The organism is Nonomuraea sp. K271 (assembly GCF_009908215.1).
In the GTDB taxonomy this organism is placed as follows: domain Bacteria; phylum Actinomycetota; class Actinomycetes; order Streptosporangiales; family Streptosporangiaceae; genus Nonomuraea; species Nonomuraea longispora.
This window is the reverse complement of record NZ_JAAAHR010000178.1, coordinates 1-19,153: the sequence shown is the minus strand read 5'-3', so window position 1 is coordinate 19,153 and position 19,153 is coordinate 1. Positions and strand designations below refer to the sequence as shown.

Sequence of the window (19,153 nt, the reverse complement as noted above, 5' to 3'; positions counted from 1 at the left end):
CGGACCACCGTGTCCGACCACCGCGCCTCCGGAGCGGCCGGAGGCGCGGTGGTCGGACACGGTGGTCCGTCCGCTGGGAGGAGTGGTGACCGACCGACCGAACCGGCGGCGCACTGACCATGCCGACCCGAGGCACAATGACCCGGCCGACCTGATACGGCATAACATGATCGACCGGAAGCGTAATGGCCGCGCCGGCTGGCGGGAGGTGCGGCAACCCGACCGAACGGAAACGCGATAACCAAGCCGCCAGAGGCGCGATGGCCGGGGGCGATGGAGGCGCGGTAACCGACCGGTAGGAGGCGCGGTGACCGGGACGGCCGGGGGTGCGGTGGCCGGACCGGTAGGAGGCGCGGTGACCGGGACGACCGAGGGCGCGGGCCGGGACGGCCGGAGGTCGGGTGGTGGGCCCGCCGGGCGCCCGGATGAGGTGGGCGCCGGCGGGGGTGTGGTTACTTCTGGCCGGGGAGGCGGAGCTTGGAAGGGTCGAAGCCGGGCGGCAACTCCACCCCCGGCGGCAGTTTGCCGCCGAGATTGCCCAGCGCTCCCCCGCCCTGCTTGGGCTCGGCGGGCGTGTCGGCGGCGGGTTTGCCGAGGGCGGCCTTGCGCGGGTCGCCGCTGACGCGCCGCCCCTTCTTGCCCTTCTTCGACTTGCCGCCCTTGCCGCGGCCGCCGCTCCCGCCCGGCATGCCGGGGATGCCCATGCCGCCGGCCATCCGCTTCATCATCTTCTGGGCCTCGAAGAAGCGGGTGACGAGGTTGTTGACGGCGCTGACGGTGACGCCGGAACCGGCGGCGATGCGGGCGCGGCGAGAGCCGTTGATGATTTTGGGGTCCTGGCGCTCGCCCGGGGTCATCGAGCGGATGATGGCCGCGATGCGGTCGAGGTCGCGGTCGTCGATGGAGTTGATCTGGTCGCGCATCTGCCCCATGCCGGGCATCATGCCGAGCAGGTTCTTGATCGGCCCCATCTTCTGGACCATCTGCATCTGCTCGAGGAAGTCTTCGAGCGTGAAGTTCTCGCCCGAGGTGAGCTTGCCCGCCATCTTGGCGGCCTGCTCCTCGTCGAACGTCTTCTGGGCCTGCTCGATCAGGGTGAGGATGTCACCCATGTCGAGGATGCGGGAGGCCATCCGGTCGGGGTGGAAGGCGTCGAAGTCTTCCAGTTTCTCGCCCGTGGAGGCGAACATGATGGGCCGGCCGGTGATGTGCCTGACCGACAGCGCCGCGCCGCCGCGGGCGTCGCCGTCGAGCTTGGTCAGCACGACGCCGTCGAAGCCGACGCCCTCCATGAAGGCCTGCGCCGTCGTGACGGCGTCCTGGCCGATCATGGCGTCGACGACGAACAGGACCTCGTCGGGTGAGACCGCGTCGCGGATGTCGGCGGCCTGGCGCATCATCTCCTGGTCGATGCCGAGCCGGCCCGCGGTGTCGATGATGACGATGTCGTGCTGCAGGCGCCTGGCCTCGTCGATGGAGCCGCGGGCGACGCCGATCGGGTCGCCGACGCCGTTGCCCGGCTCGGGCGCGTAGACGGCGACCTCGGCGCGCTCGCCCACGACCTCGAGCTGCTGGACGGCGTTGGGCCGCTGGAGGTCGGCGGCGACCAGCATGGGCGCGTGCCCCTGCTCGCGCAGCCATCGGGCCAGCTTGCCCGCCAGTGTGGTCTTGCCCGCGCCCTGGAGGCCGGCGAGCATGATGATGGTCGGCGGCGTCTTGGCGAAGCGGAGCCTGCGGGTCTCACCGCCGAGGATCCCGATCAGCTCGTCATTGACGATCTTGACGACCTGCTGCGCCGGGTTCAGCGCCTGGGAGACCTCTGCGCCGCGGGCGCGCTCTTTGACCTGGGCGACGAACGCCTTGACCACAGGAAGGGCGACGTCGGCCTCGAGCAGCGCGATGCGGATCTCACGGGTGGTGGCGTCGATGTCGGCATCGGACAGCCGCCCCTTGGATCGGAGGGAGGAGAAGACCGATGTCAACCGGTCGGATAGCGTCTCGAACACGTGGTTGGCCAGTCCTCGAAGCGAAGGTACGTCTAAGCGTCCAGCCTAGCCGCTCTGCTAGCCGCTCCAGCCGGGCACGGCCATCCGAACCGTGAGGGCGTGTTCGACGAGGTTGATCAGAGCGGCCTTGACGGAGTCCTTCGACCTGGCGTCGAGGCGCACCATCGGGATGTGCGGGGCCAGGGTGAGGGCGTCGCGGACCTCGGCATCGCTGTGGGCGTACTGGCCGTCCCAGCCGTTCACTCCCACGATGAACGGCAGTTGCGCCTCCTCGAAGTAGTCGATGGCGGGGAAGCTGTCGGCCAGACGGCGGGTGTCGACCAGCACCACGGCGCCGATGGCCCCGCGCACGAGGTCGTCCCACATGAACCAGAACCGGTGCTGCCCGGGCGTGCCGAACAGATAGAGGATCAGATCACGATCGAGGGAGACCCGGCCGAAGTCCATCGCCACGGTCGTGGTCGACTTCAACGGCGTCATGCCCAGATCGTCGATGCCCGCGGAGGCGTCCGTCATGACGGCCTCCGTGGTCAACGGCATGATCTCCGACACCGCGCCGACGAACGTCGTCTTGCCCACCCCGAAGCCCCCGGCGACAACGATCTTCGTCGAGGTCAAACCGGGGCTAGAGCCTGCGAAGTCCACTGAGCACCCTTTCCAGCAGGTTGACGTCCGGCCTACCCTCATCCAGCTGCGGCTGATGCACCCGTACCAGGCCCTCGGCCGCCATGTCGGCGATCAGCACACGCACCACGCCGAGCGGGATCCGCAGCAGGGCCGACACCTCGGCCACGGATCTGACCTGGAGGCACAGTTGGCTGATCGCTTTGTACTCGGGCGTGATGTGCGAGAACTCCCGGTGCTCGGCCGTGGCCGAGGACACGAGGGCCTCCATCGCCAGCTTGACCCTGGGCGCGGTACGCCCGCCCGTGACGGCGTAGGGCCGCACCGGCGAGGCGGGGTCGGAGCTAGCGGGCTGCGGAGGAGGCGGGGGCTCCCAGCTGCCGCTGTTGTGGGAGTTCCAACCGCCGCTGTGGGGATTCCAGCCGCCGTTGTTCCATCGGGGGTCTGTCACCTACATCACCTGGTCTGGCTGGCGCGCAACTCCGCACGCACAGCCGGAGTCAGCACCTGACCGGCGCGATCAACCATCAGCGTCATCTGGTACGCCACCAACCCCATGTCACAATCCGGAGCCGCCAGCACAGCCAGACACGAACCATCACTGACCGACATGATCAGCATCAACCCACGCTGCATCTCCACGATCGTCTGATTGACCGCACCCCCCTCGAACACCCGCGCCGCACCCTGCGTCAAACTCACCAGGCCCGACGCGATGGCCGCCAGCTGATCCGCCCGATCAGCGGGAAACCCCGACGACGCCGCCAGCGGTAATCCGTCGGACGAGACGACCACCGCGTGCGCGACCCCGGGGACAGAGCTGACGAAGTCGGTGATTAACCAATCCACCCCGCGTGCCGACTGGCTCAGGTCACTCATGACCGCTCATCCCTGCTTTCAACACTCCTGGGGCCGGAGGGATACGTCCTGCCCTCGCTGATGTCATCACGTGCCGCCCGGAACCCCTGCTGGAAACTGGAGAGCCGGCTGCGCACCCGGTCCGGCGAGACCGCCGGCATCGGTGCGACGCCCTTCGGCGCGGAGACGGTGTCGGCGGAGCCGGGCACCAGGTTGGCCTTGGGCACCCGCTTGGGCAGCCCCGCGGCCGTCGCGCCGTCACGTACGGGCTCGACGACGGCTTCGGCGGCGCTCCAGCCGGCGTCGGCCTTGGCGGAGCCCCAGGTGGCGCCGCTGTCCGGACCGTGTTCGAACCAGGCCGACTCGACAGAGGCGAAGATCGGCAGATATTCGTCCCCGGCCGAGGCGGGCTTGACGACGGGAATCGGGCCCGTCGCGGCGGACTCGGTCTCGGGGAAGTCGTACCTTCCCGCGTCGGGGTCGGGTCTGCCGGCGTTCGCCCGGTCGGCGGTGGGCCGCTGGGGCAGCGGGTTGCTGTTGCTCATCCAGTTGCCGGGCGGGCTCGCGGGATTGCGCGAGGGGACCCAGACGTCGGCGGTGTCGTAGCCGCCGCCGTTGTTGCGCGGGTCGGACGACCAGCCGGAGTCCATGCTCCCCCGGGGGGAGAAGGAGGAGGGCTGTGAGGAGAACGAGGGCTGCGACGGGAAGGAAGGCTCGGAGGGGAACGACGGGTGCCCGGGGCCCGGCTGGTAGCCTCCGCCCGATCCCCACTGAGGAACGGGCGGCTGCGCCGCCGGCTGACGGGCGCCGAAGCCCTCGTCGTACGACCTTTCCTGCTGTCCCATGCCGTTGTTCGCGGACGCCGGACCGTAGGAGGGGGCCTGGGTGCCGAGGAGCGACTCCGGCATGAGGACCATGGCGGTCAGCCCGCCCGAGCCGTGGGGACGCAGTTGCACCCGGATGCCGTGGCGGTGCGCCAGGCGGGCGACCACGAACAGGCCCATGCGCCGCGACACCGACACGTCCACGGTGGGAGCGTCCATGAGGCGTTCGTTGGCCTGGGCGAGCTCGTCGGCGGTCATGCCGATGCCGGAGTCGGTGATCGACAACATCACGCCGCCGCCGTCGATCCTGCTGCCCGACACCGTCACCCGCGTCTCACGCGGCGAGAACGACAGCGCGTTCTCCACCAGCTCCGCGATCAGGTGAATGACGTCGTTGACCGCCTGACCGGCCACCGACACACCATCGGGAACCTGCAGCACGACCCGCTCGTAGTTCTCCACCTCGGACAACGACGCGCGCGCCACGTCGACCAGCTTGACGGGTTTGCTCCAGCGGCGCGGCGGGTCCTGACCCGCCAGCACCAGCAGGTTCTCACTGTTACGCCGCATACGCGTGGCCAGGTGGTCCAGCTTGAACAGGTTCCCGAGCCGCTGCTCGTCCTGCTCACCCTGCTCCAGACCGTCGATCAACGTGATCTGCCGCTCCACCAGCGTCTGACTACGCCGCGACAGGTTCACGAACATCGCGTTCACATTGCTGCGCAGCCGCGCCTCCTCACCCGCCAGCCGCACCGCCTCACGATGCACCTCGTCGAACGCCCGCGCGACTTCACCGATCTCGTCGTTGGAGGCGACACCGATCGGGCTCACGGCTCCGATCGAGCCTTCACCGCTCTCGCGGAGTTTCTGGACGGTCTCCGGCAGGCGGCGGCCGGCGATGAACAGCGCTTCCCTGCGGAGCCTGCGCAGGGGGCCGCTCAGCGAGCGGGCCATGAAGACGGTGACCAGCAGGACGAGGAGGAGCAGGGCGGCGATGGCGCCGCCGACGATCACGGCGTTCTGCTGCTCCGCGCCTTCCAGGGTGCGGCTGCGCAGCACGATGGAGTCGGCGGTCTGCTGCTCGACGGAGCGCATCCCGTCGATGGTCTCGCTGATGGCGTCGAACCAGGCCTTGCCGTCGCGGGCCAGGCCGAGCCTGCGGTCGCGCAGGGGCAGGCCGTCGTCCTGGAGAAGCAGGGCCCGGGCCAGCAGGACCTCGGCGCGGTCGACGGCCCGGCCGCTGACGGTGTCGTCGTAGGCCTGGCGGAGCTGGAGGGAGACCTGCGACTTGAAGGTGGCGAGCTCGCTGTTCCGCTGGGCGCGGGCGGCGATGAAGGCGTCGAGCTCGGTCTTGCCGAACTCGCCGCGGGCCAGGGCGGCGACGAGCAGCGCGCGCTGGGTGGAGACGTACTGCTTGGCTCTGGCGAGGGCGGCGAAGCCGGACACGCTGGCCGACAGCTCCTTGTCCACCGCGCCCTGGTCGATCTTGTCGTTGAGAGAGAGGAAGTCGGAAATGGTGCGGTCGTACAGCTCGATGACGGAGTTCACGTCGAGCTGTGAGGAGATCGCGGTCTCACGCGAGGTGGCGAGCTCGTTGAAGCGGTTGCTGATGCGCAGGGCGTCGGGAGCCGCGGAGTTGTCCGTGTTCACGAGGGCCTCGACGCCCGGCTTGACCTCGGTGACGAGTTTGTCGACGTTCTCGTACTGGGCCGCGACGTCCTCGGGCACCTTTTCCACGCCTCGGCGGCCGCCGGCGACGTAGCGGGCCGTGAGGTCACGTTCCCGCTCGACCTCGTGGGCGAGGGCGGTCAGCCGGCTGGCGAGCACGGCCACTTCGTTGACCTGGGCGTACTCACCGGCGGTGGCGATCGAGGTGGTGACGCGCAGACCGCCGAACACGAGCGCGGCGAGGGTGGGGATGACGACCAGGACCAGCAGTTTCGAGCGCACTCGCCAGTTGCGCAGGGAGAAGCGGGAACCCGCCCGGCGGTTGACGACCGCGTCCGCACCGTCCGGCTCGGACATTTCTGGCCCACGGGGGCCTTGTCGGGGGGCTTGTTCTGTTAAGCCCTGTTCGCCGCCCGTAGGGGGGACCACAGTCTTCACTTGCCTCCGCAACCTCTCCTCGGATGGCCTGGTGCACGTAGTTCACGTCTTTTACGCATGTTTGCAGTGTGACGCTGACGCACCCTTGGGGCGAGAGCTAATTGGAGCACATCTACCTGAGATCGGCCAATACCGCAAAGATCACAAGCGACACACGGCTCAGCATTTTACGCAATTCACCACACCTGCCCCACGTGTCCCATGTCAAGGACTCCAGGTTTTCTGGCAATCGGACAAATCAACACAAATGCCCATATATGTGGATATATCTTGTTAATTTCCGGTGTTCCAGGTGACCCGGTAACCGCAGCCTGCGCTAAGGTGCCACCGTCGTTGAACACCCCCGTTCGCACTCACCCCCCGGTTCAAAGGAGACCCGCAATGCGGTTCGGTGCATTAGGGCGTACTGCCCTGGTTGGGCTTGTGGCCACCCTCGTCGTCACTGGGTGCTCCGGTTCTGACGACACGGCCGAGGGCTCAGGCGCCGACGCCGGTATGAAGACCGACCTGCTGATCGGCCAATATCCCGGCGCGGACTCGGCGCCGCTGTTCATCGCCATGGAACGAGGCTTCTTCAAGGAAGAGGGCCTCACCGTCAAGCAGGAGCCCATCCAGGCTCCGCAGCAGGTCTTGGGCAAGCTTTCGAACGGCGCCATGGACGTCGTTCTCGGTAGCTACGCCACCATCCTGACGATCCAGGAACAGGGCACCGAGAAGTTCAAGTACATCGCCGACTCCTACCAAGGCGCGCAGGGCGCCTTCGGCATCATGGTGAAGAAGGACTCCCCCATCGAGAAGGTCGCCGACCTCAAGGGCAAGAAGGTCGGGGTCAACGCCCTCGCGGGTCTGGGCACCCTCACCATGAACCCGCACTTCAAGGTCGCCGGCCTCGACCCCGAGAAGGACATCAAGTACGTCGAGGTCCCGACGACCAACTGGCTCTCCTCGCTCGACAAGGGCGACGTGGACGCCGTCTGGATGACCGACCCGTACGTCAGCGAGGCGAAGAAGGAGCTCGGCGCCACCATGCTGGTGGACACGATGTCGGGCCCGACCGAGAGCCTGCCGATCACCGGATGGGCCGCCACGGAGAAGTGGGTCGCCGACAACCCCAAGACGCTGGCGGCGTTCCAGCGGGCCATGGCCAAGGCGCAGCAGATCGCGGCCACCGACCGTAGCGCGGTGACGAAGGTCCTGCCGACCTTCACCAAGATCCCGGCAGAGACCGCCGCCACGATCAACCTGGGCGCCTACCCGACCTCGCTGAGCGCGGAGCGCATCCAGCGGGTGGCGGACCTGATGCTCGACTCGGGCATGTTGAAGAAGGAGATGGACGTCAAGTCCCTGATCTACACGGCTCCCACCCAGGGATGACGGCTACCGTCACACCGGCGCGGCGCGAGCGGGCCCCGCTCGCCCGTGCCCGGCTGGTCAAATTCGCCCGCCACGCCGCAGGTGTGGCGGGCTTTCTGCTGCTGTGGCAGGTCCTCGGCATGTCGGGCGCCGTCAAGTGGCTGCCGCCGGCCGTGGACACGCTGGCCAGGACCGTCGCCCTCGCCGTCGACCCGGAGTTCCTCGACCACGTGCTGGGCACACTCACCGCCGCGGTCATCGGGCTGCCGCTCGCCGTCCTGGTCGCGGTCCCGATCGGCCTGGTGCTGGGAACGATCCCGGTGATCGAGGAGATGACCCGGGTGTTCGTCGAGTTCCTGCGGCCCATCCCCTCGGTGGCGCTGATCCCGCTGGCGCTGTTCTTCTTCCCTTCGGAGCTCAACGCCAAGGTCGCGCTCATCGTCTTCGCCGCGTCCTGGCCCATCCTGATCAACACCATGTACGCCATGCGCGACGTCGACCCGGTGAGCAAGGAGACGCTGCGCACCTTCGGGTTCGGCGCCGGAGCCGTGTTGTGGCGGGTGTCCCTGCCGAGCGCGGCCCCCTTCATCGCGACAGGGGTGCGGCTCGCCGCGTCCATCACGCTCATCCTGGCGATCAGCGTGGAGTACATCGTGGGCGGTTCGACCGGCATCGGCAGCTTCCTCATCCAGGCGAGCACGGGCATCGGCGCCGACGCCATGATCGACGTCCTGGCCGCCCTGCTGTGGGCGGGTTTCCTCGGGCTCGTCGTCAACATCGTGCTCGTACGGGCCGAGCGACGTCTGTTCAGGTGGCGAACGACATGATGCTCACCTTGCTCAAGCGGCTGTGGCTGGTCCCCGTCGTCCTCGGCGGCTGGGAGTTGCTGGCCCGCAGCCTCGACATCGCGTACCTGCCGGAGCCGTCACTGATCGTGATCCGCATGTACGACATGTGGCTGTCCGGGCCCTACATCCTCACCGAGGAGGCCGTCGAGAACTTCGTGCCCAGCCTCGTCAGGGTGACGGGGGCGTGGGCCGTCGCGGTGGTCGTGGGCGTGACGCTCGGCGTCGCGCTGGGCAGGGCCGCCTGGCTGGCCGACTTCGTGCAGCCGCTGGTCGAGTTCGCCCGCGCGGTGCCTCCGCCGGTCATGCTCCCGCTCTTCCTCGTGCTGTTCACGATGGGCACCCAGGTGCAGGTGGCGACCATCGTCTTCGGCATCATCTGGCCGATCCTGCTCAACTCGATCGACGGCGCCCGCAGCGTCGACCGGCTGAAGGTCGAGACCGCCACCGTGTTCGGCGTGCCGGCTACGCTACGGATTTTCCGCATCATCCTGCCCTCCGCGGCCCCGAAGATCTTCGCGGGGCTGCGCCTGAGCGTCTCGCTGGCGCTGATCCTCATGGTCATCAGCGAGCTGAAGGGCAGCACGGAGGGGATCGGCTACCTGCTCAACCTCGCCAACAACAGCGCCGACATGCCGGCCATCTGGGCGGGCGTCCTGGTGCTCGGCGTGCTGGGCTTCGTACTGAACTCCCTGTTCCTCATGGTAGAGCGGCGCGTGCTGGCGTGGCACCGCGACGCCCACCGCATCGCTTGATCGCTCAATCGCTTTAGGAGAGAAACTCCCCCGTGACCGAGCTGTTGCTGAAGAACGTGAAGGTCGTCACCCACGAGCACGACGAGCCCGTCGCGGCGGACATCGCCGTCGAGGACGGCCGCGTCGTACGCGTGGAGCCGGGGCTGAGCGGCGCCGGCGAGGTGATCGACGGCGGCGGCAAGCTGGCCTTCCCCGGCGTCGTGGACGCCCACCAGCACTGGGGCATCTACAACCCGCTGTCCGAGGACACCGGGTCGGAGAGCCGGGCGAGCGCGCAGGGCGGCGTGACCACCGCGCTGACGTACATGCGGACCGGCCAGTACTATCTGAACAAGGGCGGACCCTACGCCGAGTTCTTCCCCGAGGTGCTCCGGCAGGCCGAGGGCCGGGCCTACGTCGACTACGGCTTCCACCTGGCGCCCATGTCGCGCGGGCACATCGACGAACTGCCCGACCTGGTCGAGCGGTTCGGGGTGCCGTCGTTCAAGATCTTCATGTTCTACGGCGGGCACGGGCTGCACGGGCGCTCCGACGACCAGCGGGCCTTCCTCATGCTGCCGGAGGGCGAGCGTTACGACTACGCGCACTTCGAGTTCGTCATGCGCGGCGTGCAGGCGGCCAGGGAGCGCCTGCCGGAGCTGGCCGGCGAGATCTCGTTGTCGCTGCACTGCGAGACGGCCGAGATCATGACGGCGTACACGAAGCTGGTGGAGGAGGCGGGAGACCTCCGCGGGCTGGCCGCCTACAGCGCCTCGCGCCCCCAGCACTCCGAGGGGCTGGCCGTCTTCGTCGCCTCCTACCTCGCCCACGAGACAGGGCTGGCCAACGTCAACCTGTTGCACCTGTCGTCCCGCAAGGCGCTGGACGCGGCCGTCCGCATGGCGGCGACGTTCCCGCACATCGACTTCCGCCGCGAGGTCACGATCGGTCACCTGCTGGCCGACGTCGACACGGCCAGCGGCCTCGGCGCCAAGGTCAACCCGCCGATCAGGCCGCGGGAGGACGTCGAGGCGCTGTGGGAGTACGTGCTCGACGGCACCGTGGACTGGGTGGTCAGCGACCACGCCTGCTGCCGCGACGAGCTCAAGTTCGGCGACCCGCGCGACGACGTGTTCGTGGCCAAGGCCGGGTTCGGCGGGGCGGAATACCTGCTGCCCGGCCTGATCACCGAGGGCCGCCGCAGAGGTCTGCCGTACGGCCGGATCGCCGCGCTGACCTCCTGGAACCCCGCCAAGAGGTACGGTCTGCGCACCAAGGGCACGATCGCCCCCGGTTTCGACGCCGACATCTGCCTGGTCGACCCCGAGAGCACGTGGACCGTGCGCGCCCAGGACTCGGAGTCGACGCAGGAGTACACGCCGTTCGAGGGCTTCGAGCTGACCGCCAAGGTGACGGACACGTTCGTGCGCGGCAACCACGTGCTGGACGCCGGCAAGGTCGTGGGCCGTCCGGTGGGACGCTACGTTCCCCGGCCCGCCTGAGGCCTCCGCCTCACGCGCGCGTGCCGGTGGCGTAGCGCACGGTGCGGGCCAGCAGGAAACCTTCCTGCGGCAACGCCGCCTCCAGCGCGGCCCTGGCTTCGGGGCGCAGGGCCTCGGGGATGCTCTCCAGCGAGGCCCTGCGGGCGGCCGACCAGAGCCAGTCCCACACCTGCCCGGCCCCGACGGCCACCTCGAACACCACGTCCGCGCATTCGACGTCGGTCAGCCCGCCCTGCTCGAACAGCGCGGTCAGCTCCCCCTGCCCGCCCAGGGTGTGGTGGAACGGCGCGCTGCCCGCGCCCGAGGTGTAGGGGGCCAGCGCCCTCTCCACCAGCGCGAACAGCTCGGCCTCCGCGGCGCTCGACCGGACCAGCAGGCTGGCCGCCAGCCGCCCGCCCGGCCGCAGCAGCCCGGCCATGGACCGCACGGCGGCGGGCGGGTCGGGAAGGAAGTAGAGCATCATCCCGGCCAGCACGATGTCGAACCGCTCGCCCGGCAGCAGTTCCTCCGCGTGCTCCGCGTCGCCGAGCACGACGGCCGTCTGGGTGAGGCCGTGGCGCTCCACCTCGGCGGTCGCGGCGGCCACCATTCCGGGCGCGAGGTCGAGCCCGACGACCCGGCCGGTGGGGCCGACGGCGTGGGCGGCGGGCAGGAGCGAGGCGCCGGTGCCGCAGCCGGCGTCCAGCACGTGGTCGCCGGGGCCGGGGGCGGCGCGGCGTACGAGCTCGGCGGCGACGGGCGCGAAGAACGGCACGCCGACGCGCTCGTAGCTGCCGGACGCGCGGTCGAAAACGCCGGCCATGTAGTCCTTGGCATTCATCAGCTTCCTCGCAATCAGCAGGCACGCGGCCCGGGGGGGCGCCGTGCGGTGGGTCCGATGATCAGATGTGCCGGACCCGAGCTTGCCATGCCGGTGCGTGATCGACAAAGGGTGGGCCCGGGTGGATCGGGTTACCGTAGGCTCGACGTCCTGACGACCCTCTGGGCACCCCCCTCTTGTCCCCCAGAAAGGCAGAAGCGATGAAGCTGGCCAGGATACTAGCCATGAGCATGGCGTTCGCCCTCTCGCTGAGCGCGTGCGGAGGGGGAGGCGAGAGCGACGGCGGCACCGCGGCCCCTGGATCGACCACGGGCGGGCTGGAGAAGACGCAGCTGCTGGTCGGCGTGGTGCCCGTGCCGTCGTCGGCGCCGCTGTTCATCGCGGAGAAACGTGGTTTCTTCAAGGAGGAGGGGCTGACCGTCAAGACGGAGATCATCCAGGCTCCGCAGGCGGTCATGCCGAAGATCCTCAACGGCAGCATGGACGCCTTCCTGACGAGCTACGTGTCACTGATGGCGATCAACGACTCGGGCGCGGCCACGCTCAAACTCTTCCAGCACAGCCAGGAGGCCGCGCCCGACGTCGCCGGCGTCGTCGTGGCCAAGGGCTCGCCGATCAAAGCCGCCGCCGACCTCAAGGGCAAGACGATCGCCGTCAACGTGCTGAAGGCGCTCGGGCAGACGCTGACCAACGCCCACCTTCAGGAGGCCGGGCTCAAGCCGGACGACGTCAAATACGTCCCCGTGCAGTTCGCCGACCAGATCAGCGCGCTGTCCTCGGGCAAGGTCGACGCCGCCTGGCTGGTCGAGCCGTTCCTGACCGCGGCGAAGAAGGACGGCGCCACCCAGATCATCGACACCACCGACGGCGTCACCGCGGGCGTGCCGATCGACGGATGGGGCGTCACCCAGGACTGGCTGACCAAGAACCCCAGGACGGCCGCCGCCTTCCACCGTGCCCTGGCCAAGGCCCAGCAGATCGCGGGCGAGGATCGCAAGGCCATCGACGAGATCGTGCCGACGTACACGCAGATCCCCGCCGACGCGGCGGCGGCGATGACGCTCGGCACGTTCTCGATGGAGGCCGACAGGGCCAACGTGCAGAAGCTTGCCGACCTGCTGCACGGCTACGGCTACCTCAAGTCCAAGGTGGACGCGGCGCAGCTGTTCGCGTCGCTGGGCGGATGATCGATCGGCGGATCGCGCGGGCGGCGCTCGGGGCGGCAGGCGTGGCGGGGTTCCTCGCCGTCGCCGAGGTGGCCGGCCGTCTCGGTATCGTCCCCGACGTGCTGCCGTACGCGTCGCGGGTGCTGATCACGGCGGCGGAGCTGCCGCTGGAGACTCAGTTCAGGGCCGACGTGCTGGCCACGCTGGAGGCGTGCGTGAGCGGGCTGGCGATCGCGGTCGCGGTCGCCGTGCCCGCCGGGCTGCTGCTCGGGACGGTGTCGTTCGTGGAGCGGTCGGTGCGGCCCCTGGTGGAGTTCCTGCGGCCGATCCCGTCGGTGGCGCTGATCCCGCTGGCCATGTTCCTGTTCCCGGTGAGCCACGACGCCAAGGTCGCGCTGATCGTCTACACCTGCTCGTGGCCGCTGCTGATCAACACACTGTACGGCCTGAGCGACGTCGACCCGCTGGCCAAGGACACCCTGCGGAGCTTCGGCTTCGGGCCGCTGGCCGTCGCGCTGCGGGTGAGCCTGCCGAGTGCGGCCCCGTTCATCGCGACCGGCGTGCGCATCGCCGTGTCCGTCACCCTGATCGTGGCGGTGAGCGTGGAGCTGCTGGCGCCGGGCGGGGGCGGGATCGGGGCGTTCCAGTCGCTGGCGGGCAGCGCCAACCGTACCGACCGCATGCTGGCCGCCCCGCTGTGGGCCGGTGTCATCGGGCTGGCCGCCAACCTGCTGTTCGCGACGGCCGAGCGCCGCCTGTTCCGCTGGCACGGTGCGCGTACGGGAGAGCCGGCATGACCGCAGCCCGGCGGCTGGTGTGGTACTGGCTGCTGCCCGTGGCCGTGCTCGCCTGGGAGCTGGCCACGCGCTCGGCGCAGGCCGCGTACTTCCCGCCGCCGTCGCGGGTCGTCACCCGGCTGCACGAGATGTGGTTCTCCGGTCCGCCGTCACGGGTGTTTCTCACCGACGAGGCCGTCGCCGACCTGCTGCCGAGCCTGGCCAGGTTGTTCGCCGGGTGGGCGATGGCATGCGCGGCGGGCGTGCTGGCCGGCGTGGCGCTCGGCCGCTCGCGGCGGCTGTCGGCCCTGGTCGAGCCGCTGGTGCACTTCGGCCGCTCGGTGCCGCCGTCCACGCTGGTGCCGGTCTTCCTGGTGCTGTTCAAGATCGGCACTCCGATGGAGCTGGCCTCCATCGTGTACGGCGTCATCTGGCCGGTGCTGATCAACTCCATGGACGGCGCCCGCCACGTCGACCGCCAGTACATCGAGACCGGCGTCGTCTACCGGCTGGGCCCCTGGCAGCGGCTCACCCGCGTCATCCTGCCCGCCGCCTCCCCGAAGATCTTCGCCGGGCTGCGGCTGAGCGTGTCGCTGGCGCTCATCATGATGGTGATCTCGGAGCTGGTCGGCAGCAGCGAGGGCATCGGGCACCGCATGCTGGAGGCTCAGAGCCAGTTCGACATCCCTGCCATGTGGGCGGGCATCGTGCTCCTCGGGCTGCTCGGCATCGCGCTCAACGCCGCGTTCCTGGGCGTCGAGCGGCTGGTGCTCTCCTGGCACCGGGGCGCCAGGACCGGCGTCTGACCCTCGCCTAACCCTCGCCGCCGAGCAGCCGTTCGATCGTCTCCTTCTGGCGGGCCGTGAACCAGGCCCGCTCGCGCGGGCCGGACGCCAGGCCGCCGGGGCGCTCGACGTCGTGGCGGGCGTACTCCTCGGCCCACAGGCCGGTCTTCACACGGCTGAGCAGGTTGCCCATCCCGGGCCGCCGCCGGCGCCGGCGCAGCGCCGCGAGGTCCAGCTCGGCGGCGGCCACCAGCGACTCGCCCGCGCCCGCCCGCGCCAGCAACCGGCCCTCGTGGTCGAGCACCTCGGAGCCGCCGTTGGTGGAGTCGCCGGGGATCGCGATGCCGGACAGGCCTCCGCTGTTGGCCGAGACCACGAAGGCGTGGTTCTCCACCGCCCTGGCACGGCGGGCGATCGCCTTGGGCGTCGGCTCCGGCGAGGACGCCTCGGACGTGGGATGGCAGAAGACCTCGGCTCCGCGCAGGGCCAGCGCGCGGGCCAGCTCGGGCATGAGGACCTCCTCGGAGGCGAGGACCGCCAGGTTGCCGATCTCGGTACGGGCCACCGGCAGCACGCCGTCCATGCCGTGGACGTCGAGGTAGCGCTCCCACACGTCGTACGGGGTCGGCGTGAACATCGAGTGCAGCCGCCGGTAGCGCAGCACCGCCTCCCCCTGCGGGGAGAGGATCACCGACGCCTGGAAGTACAGCTCGGGGAAGTGCTCGTCCCGCTCGTACGCGTTGACGCACAGGAACAGCCCGTGCCGCGCGGCGATCTCCCCGAGCGCGCGGTATTCGGGGCCGTCAGGGTCCAGCGCGGCCCGGTCACGCCATTCGGCGAAGCTCTCCCGCATGGGGAACCCGGTCAGCACGTATTCCGGCAGCACCACCAGGCGCAGGCCCGGCCCGAGCCAGGCCGCCGAGCCGCGGACCCGTTCGGCGATCCGCTCGACGGCGGCGGCGATCTCGGCCCGCGGATCGGCGGCCGCGTTGACGGCGCGGGTCTCCACCTGCAGGGCGAGCGCGGTGAAAGCGGTCATTCAGCCGACCCGCCGCTCGTTGATGAGCGTACGCCGCACGCAGACGCCGTCGCGGATCCACTGCCAGACCCTGCTGCGGGTGTCGCCCGTCTCGCTCAGCACGATCAGCTCGAACAGCCGCATGTCCTCCCCTTCGGCCTTGTACTGCCAGCGCAGGTAGATGGTGGACTCGTCCAGCTCCCAGAACTCGCCCTTGAGCCGGTCGGTGTCGAATCCGCAGCGCCCGCCGCCGAGGTGGCGGCCGGGGAACTCGTGCACCTCGACCCGGCCGTCGTCCCAGGTGTAGCGGTTGGTCTGGTGGTAGACGTCGTCGCCGGCGATGGCGCAGGTCATCTCGGCGCGGTGCCGGTCGAGCACGGCGCCCCCGGGTTCGACGTGCACGTACTCGCCTTCCCACTTGCCCTCGTGCCGTGCCAGCAGCGGCATGTCCTCGCGAAGTCCCACGTTCTACTCCTTGTCCAGCGGGTGCCACCACGGGTCGGCGGCCCGCGAACGGTTGATCAGGAACGTCCTGCGGCGCAGGAACCGGCGGATCGAGGCGGCGCCCATGCGCGAGCGGCCCAGGCCAGACAGGCCGAAGGAGTCCTTCTCGCCTTCGTGCACGAGCGCGGTCAGGGACGCGTCGTTGACGCTGACCGCTCCCACGCGCAGCCGCGCGGCCACCTCCATGGCGTCCTGTTCCGAGGCGGCGAAGACGGCGGCCGACAACCCGTAGACGGAGTCGTTGGCCAGGGTCACCGCCTCCTCGGCGCCGGCCACGGCCATGACCGGCAGCACAGGGCCGAACGTCTCCTCCGTCATGACCCGCATCTCGTGCGTGACCCGGGACAACACGGTGGGCCGGCACCAGCGGCCGCCGCCGTGTCGCTCGATCTCACCCCCCGTGTGCACGATCGCGCCCTTGGCCGTCGCGTCGGCCAGCTGGGCGGCGATCACCCGCCAGTGCCCCGGCCGGATGATGGGGCCGATCGGGCCTCCCTCGCACGTCAGCCCCACCCTGGCGGCCTTGCTCGCGAGCAGGTCGAGGAAGGCGTCGTGCGCGCCGCGCTCGACGTACACCCGCTCGATCGACTGGCAGGACTGCCCGGCGTTGGCGGTGCCGCCCCACAGGATCGCCGACGTGGCCCGGTCGAGGTCGGCGCCGGCCAGCACGATCGCCGGGTCCTTGCCGCCCAGCTCCAGGAACGCCGGCACGAAGGCGCGGGCCGCCGCCTCGGCCACCCGCCGTCCCGTGTCGACGCTGCCGGTGAACACCACGGCGTCCACCATTCCCACCAGCGCGGCCCCGCTCTCGCCGTCGCCCTCGACCACCCGCAGCGGCAGCTCAGGAGGCACCAGCCGCATCAGCGGCTCGATGAAGCGCGGGGCCACCTCGCTCGGTTTGACCAGCACGGAGCAGCCGGCCGCCAGCGCGGGCGCGGCGTCGATGAGGGCCATGAGCAGCGGGAAGTTCCACGGGCTGATCACCCCCACGAGGTCGTACGGCACCAGGTCGCCGTCCACCACGATCCCCGGCACCGACGCGGCGGACGGCGCGGGCGGCCTCAGCAGGGCGGGCGCCTCGCGGGCCCAGCGCCCTACCAGGCCGGCGGCGAGCCGCCGTTCCAGCGACGACTCCCCCACCCGGCCGGTGTCGGCCACCAGCGCGGCCAGCAGGTCGTCGTCGGCCGCCAGCGCGGCGGCGAACGCCGACAGGGCCTTCTTGCGGTCCGCCCGCCGCCACTCGTCGGCGCGCACGCGCAGCTCGGTCGCCAGGCTTGCCAGCTCGGCGGGCGTCGCGGGCACCAGCTCGCGTTCGGCCCAGCCCGTGAGCGGGTTGCGTACGGTGCTCATGATCGACCGTTGGCGGCGCACCATCCCGCCCAGGTGGTGGCGCCCTTGCCGAGTTGCTTGGCGTGGAACGACGTCCAGGAGTTCTGGCTCGGTCCCGGCTCGGCGGGCGCGCTGGTGAACCTCGGATGGTCCGCCTCGACCGCCGCGCGCAACCACGGCTCGACGTCCTCGTAGGAGTCGAGCGTCCAGCCGCGGGCGTGGTAGGTCAGGCCACCGCGCACCTCGGTCTCCGCCAGGCACATGAACGGCGCCCACGGGCTCGTCCGCGCCCAGCTGACCTTGGTCTTCATCGCGCCGCGCGGGACGACACCGGGGACGGCGCGGGCGGCGACCTCGCGTTGGTCCACCGAGAAGTCGAACATCTCCTGCGCCGTGTAGACGCCGCCCAGCAGGCCGAACCGCTCGCCGAGCGTGGCGCCCAGATCGGCACGTACGGGGATGTCGCTGGTCCACACCGTCTCGTCGTGCAGCCGCACCAGCGGGGGCCCCTGGTAGGAGGGGGTGATCGGGAACGGGCCGAAGTTCACCGCGTCGTTGTTGATGGGGACCACCGGGTACGTCCTGCCGTCGACGGGGTTCTTCCACTCGCGTACGATCCGCGTCGGGTCGGCGGGGTCGGTGTAGAAGACGATCTCGCGGGAGAGCTGGTGAAGCTGGTTGGTCCCGGGCACCCGGTAGAGCCGCCGGATGTTGTATCCCTCGATGTTGAACACCTTCTGGCCATGCCTCATGGCGGAGTCGAGGGCGTTGCCGGTGACGTTCGCGAAAACCGAGCCCGAAATCCGGAAAACCATGTCCTTGCCGTCGGGGCGGCCGAAAGTCTGGAGCGAGAGCAGGGCACTTTTCCCGGTGACCGTTCTGAAAACCGGACCGGGGTGGGTCGGCTTCCCGGCCTCGGCAGCGGCCGCCGGGCCGGTAATGGTGCCGCTCGCGAACAACAGGACGAGAGCAAAAGACGCCGTCAATCTGCGTGTGAACATGGACGCTCCGCACCGTGAAAGCAGGGTGACGCCTATTCTGATCATGCGTGTACCGGCATTGTCCAGGGGTGGCTCACCGCCTGATTCAGCGCTTTTCGTAACCATTGAGCACCTTTCCTGCACGGTGGACCAAACGGTGGAGTCGAGCCGCGGCGCCGTACGGGCGCGGCGGGCGGGATCGGAGCAGCTCACGGGCGGCCTGCCGGTCATGGGGCCTGCCTCGGAGGCGTTCCGCGCCGGCGGTGAGGCGGCGCGCTGCCCGTGCCGATGTCGTCGCGCGCCGCGCGCACGCCCTGCTGGAAACCCTCCAGGCGGTTGCGGACCCGCTCGGGCGAGATCCGCGCAATGGGGGCCACGCCCTTCGGTGTGGAGGCGCTGTCGGCGGCGCCGGGCACCAGGTTGGCCCTCGGCACTCGTTTGGGCAGGCCGGAAGGGGTGGCGCCGTCGTCGACCGGGCTGGCGGCGGCCTGCGCGGCGCTCCAGCCGGCGTCCGCCTGGGGCGAACTCCACACATCGCTACGGTCGCGGTCGAACCAGGCCGACTCCACGGCGGCGAAGATCGGCAGGTAGTCGTCGCCGCCCGGCCCGGCGGCCGGGCCGGTCTGGAGCGGGTCGTATCCCGGTGACCTGGAAGGTGGGGCGGGGGCGTACATGCCGTGTGTGCCCGGCCATGGCGGTGGCGGCCCGAGGTCGTGCGGTCCCGGGCTCGGAGCGACCGAGGGGTCGGTGGCGAAGGACGGCCAATTCGCGACCTCGGGCGTGGAGAACGGCTCCGGCTCGGCGCCGGGCGAGGCGGAACGCCCGGGATAGGCGCCGGGCCGGGCGAAGAAGCCGGGATCGGCGCGGGGCCCGGCGAAAGGGCCTGGAACGGCGACGGGCCCGGCGGAGGGGCCGGGCGGGGG

General features: G+C 70.2%; 17 protein-coding genes and 1 pseudogene. 7 read left to right on the top strand and 11 right to left on the bottom strand.

The annotated features are described in order from the left end of the window. Positions 1-452 precede the first annotated feature (452 nt). The 5 genes from ffh to GUY59_RS39260 form a co-directional block, all read right to left on the bottom strand. The gene (ffh, locus tag GUY59_RS39280; protein ID WP_132335356.1) at positions 453-2,006 is read right to left on the bottom strand and encodes a signal recognition particle protein; all 1,554 of its coding nucleotides are present in this window, start codon (positions 2,004-2,006) and stop codon (positions 453-455) included. 57 nt (positions 2,007-2,063) lie between these two features. Then, positions 2,064-2,624: a GTP-binding protein gene (locus tag GUY59_RS39275; RefSeq protein ID WP_132605169.1), complete on the bottom strand. Its 561-nt coding sequence runs from the start codon at positions 2,622-2,624 to the stop codon at positions 2,064-2,066. Positions 2,625-2,631: 7 nt separating this feature from the next. Then, complete coding sequence (locus tag GUY59_RS39270; RefSeq protein ID WP_132335392.1) at positions 2,632-2,955, bottom strand: DUF742 domain-containing protein; 324 nt, start codon at positions 2,953-2,955, stop codon at positions 2,632-2,634. 131 nt (positions 2,956-3,086) lie between these two features. After that, positions 3,087-3,509, bottom strand: coding sequence for a roadblock/LC7 domain-containing protein (locus GUY59_RS39265; protein WP_132335360.1), 423 nt, complete (start codon positions 3,507-3,509; stop codon positions 3,087-3,089). Continuing rightward, positions 3,506-6,337, bottom strand: coding sequence for a sensor histidine kinase (locus tag GUY59_RS39260; protein ID WP_138206711.1), 2,832 nt, complete (start codon positions 6,335-6,337; stop codon positions 3,506-3,508). Before GUY59_RS39260 ends, GUY59_RS39265 begins: the two co-directional genes overlap by 4 nt. A 576-nt stretch (positions 6,338-6,913) precedes the next feature. Between GUY59_RS39260 and GUY59_RS39255 the strand changes: the two genes are divergently transcribed. From GUY59_RS39255 to GUY59_RS39240, 4 genes are read left to right on the top strand one after another with little or no spacing between them, the layout of a single operon-like run. Then, entirely contained in the window at positions 6,914-7,792 is an 879-nt protein-coding gene (locus GUY59_RS39255; RefSeq protein WP_161714936.1) for an ABC transporter substrate-binding protein, read from the top strand. After that, complete coding sequence (locus GUY59_RS39250; RefSeq protein WP_138206707.1) at positions 7,789-8,598, top strand: ABC transporter permease; 810 nt, start codon at positions 7,789-7,791, stop codon at positions 8,596-8,598. The genes GUY59_RS39255 and GUY59_RS39250 overlap by 4 nt, the downstream gene beginning before the upstream one ends. Beyond that, entirely contained in the window at positions 8,595-9,371 is a 777-nt protein-coding gene (locus tag GUY59_RS39245) for an ABC transporter permease (protein WP_236667936.1), read from the top strand. Before GUY59_RS39250 ends, GUY59_RS39245 begins: the two co-directional genes overlap by 4 nt. 32 nt (positions 9,372-9,403) lie before the next feature. Further along, positions 9,404-10,852, top strand: a complete 1,449-nt coding sequence (locus tag GUY59_RS39240) for a dihydroorotase (protein WP_138206705.1) — start codon at positions 9,404-9,406, stop codon at positions 10,850-10,852. A gap of 10 nt (positions 10,853-10,862) precedes the next feature. Here GUY59_RS39240 and GUY59_RS39235 read toward each other — a convergent pair whose 3' ends face one another. Continuing rightward, positions 10,863-11,672: a class I SAM-dependent methyltransferase gene (locus tag GUY59_RS39235; protein WP_138206703.1), complete on the bottom strand. Its 810-nt coding sequence runs from the start codon at positions 11,670-11,672 to the stop codon at positions 10,863-10,865. Between the two features lie 224 nt (positions 11,673-11,896). On the opposite strand from GUY59_RS39235, the gene GUY59_RS39230 reads away from it, so the two are divergent. The 3 genes from GUY59_RS39230 to GUY59_RS39220 are packed head-to-tail and all read left to right on the top strand — an operon-like array spanning position 11,897 to position 14,420. Beyond that, entirely contained in the window at positions 11,897-12,859 is a 963-nt protein-coding gene (locus GUY59_RS39230) for an ABC transporter substrate-binding protein (RefSeq protein ID WP_161714935.1), read from the top strand. Next, the gene (locus tag GUY59_RS39225) at positions 12,856-13,635 is read left to right on the top strand and encodes an ABC transporter permease (protein WP_138206699.1); all 780 of its coding nucleotides are present in this window, start codon (positions 12,856-12,858) and stop codon (positions 13,633-13,635) included. Before GUY59_RS39230 ends, GUY59_RS39225 begins: the two co-directional genes overlap by 4 nt. Next, positions 13,632-14,420, top strand: a complete 789-nt coding sequence (locus tag GUY59_RS39220) for an ABC transporter permease (RefSeq protein WP_138206697.1) — start codon at positions 13,632-13,634, stop codon at positions 14,418-14,420. The genes GUY59_RS39225 and GUY59_RS39220 overlap by 4 nt, the downstream gene beginning before the upstream one ends. A gap of 7 nt (positions 14,421-14,427) precedes the next feature. Here the strand turns inward: GUY59_RS39220 and GUY59_RS39215 are convergent, their stop codons facing one another. The 5 genes and pseudogenes from GUY59_RS39215 to GUY59_RS50280 all read right to left on the bottom strand — a co-directional run. Continuing rightward, on the bottom strand, positions 14,428-15,438 hold the full coding sequence (locus tag GUY59_RS39215) for a nitrilase-related carbon-nitrogen hydrolase (RefSeq protein WP_138206695.1): 1,011 nt from the start codon (positions 15,436-15,438) through the stop codon (positions 14,428-14,430). Then, on the bottom strand, positions 15,439-15,882 hold the full coding sequence (locus GUY59_RS39210; RefSeq protein WP_138206693.1) for a DUF3598 domain-containing protein: 444 nt from the start codon (positions 15,880-15,882) through the stop codon (positions 15,439-15,441). A 3-nt stretch (positions 15,883-15,885) separates the two neighbouring features. Further along, on the bottom strand, positions 15,886-17,271 hold the full coding sequence (locus GUY59_RS39205) for an aldehyde dehydrogenase family protein (protein ID WP_138206691.1): 1,386 nt from the start codon (positions 17,269-17,271) through the stop codon (positions 15,886-15,888). Beyond that, entirely contained in the window at positions 17,268-18,065 is a 798-nt protein-coding gene (locus GUY59_RS39200) for a DUF1838 family protein (RefSeq protein ID WP_236667935.1), read from the bottom strand. Before GUY59_RS39200 ends, GUY59_RS39205 begins: the two co-directional genes overlap by 4 nt. A 392-nt stretch (positions 18,066-18,457) precedes the next feature. Continuing rightward, positions 18,458-19,153: pseudogene (locus GUY59_RS50280) on the bottom strand (hypothetical protein); the annotation flags it as partial.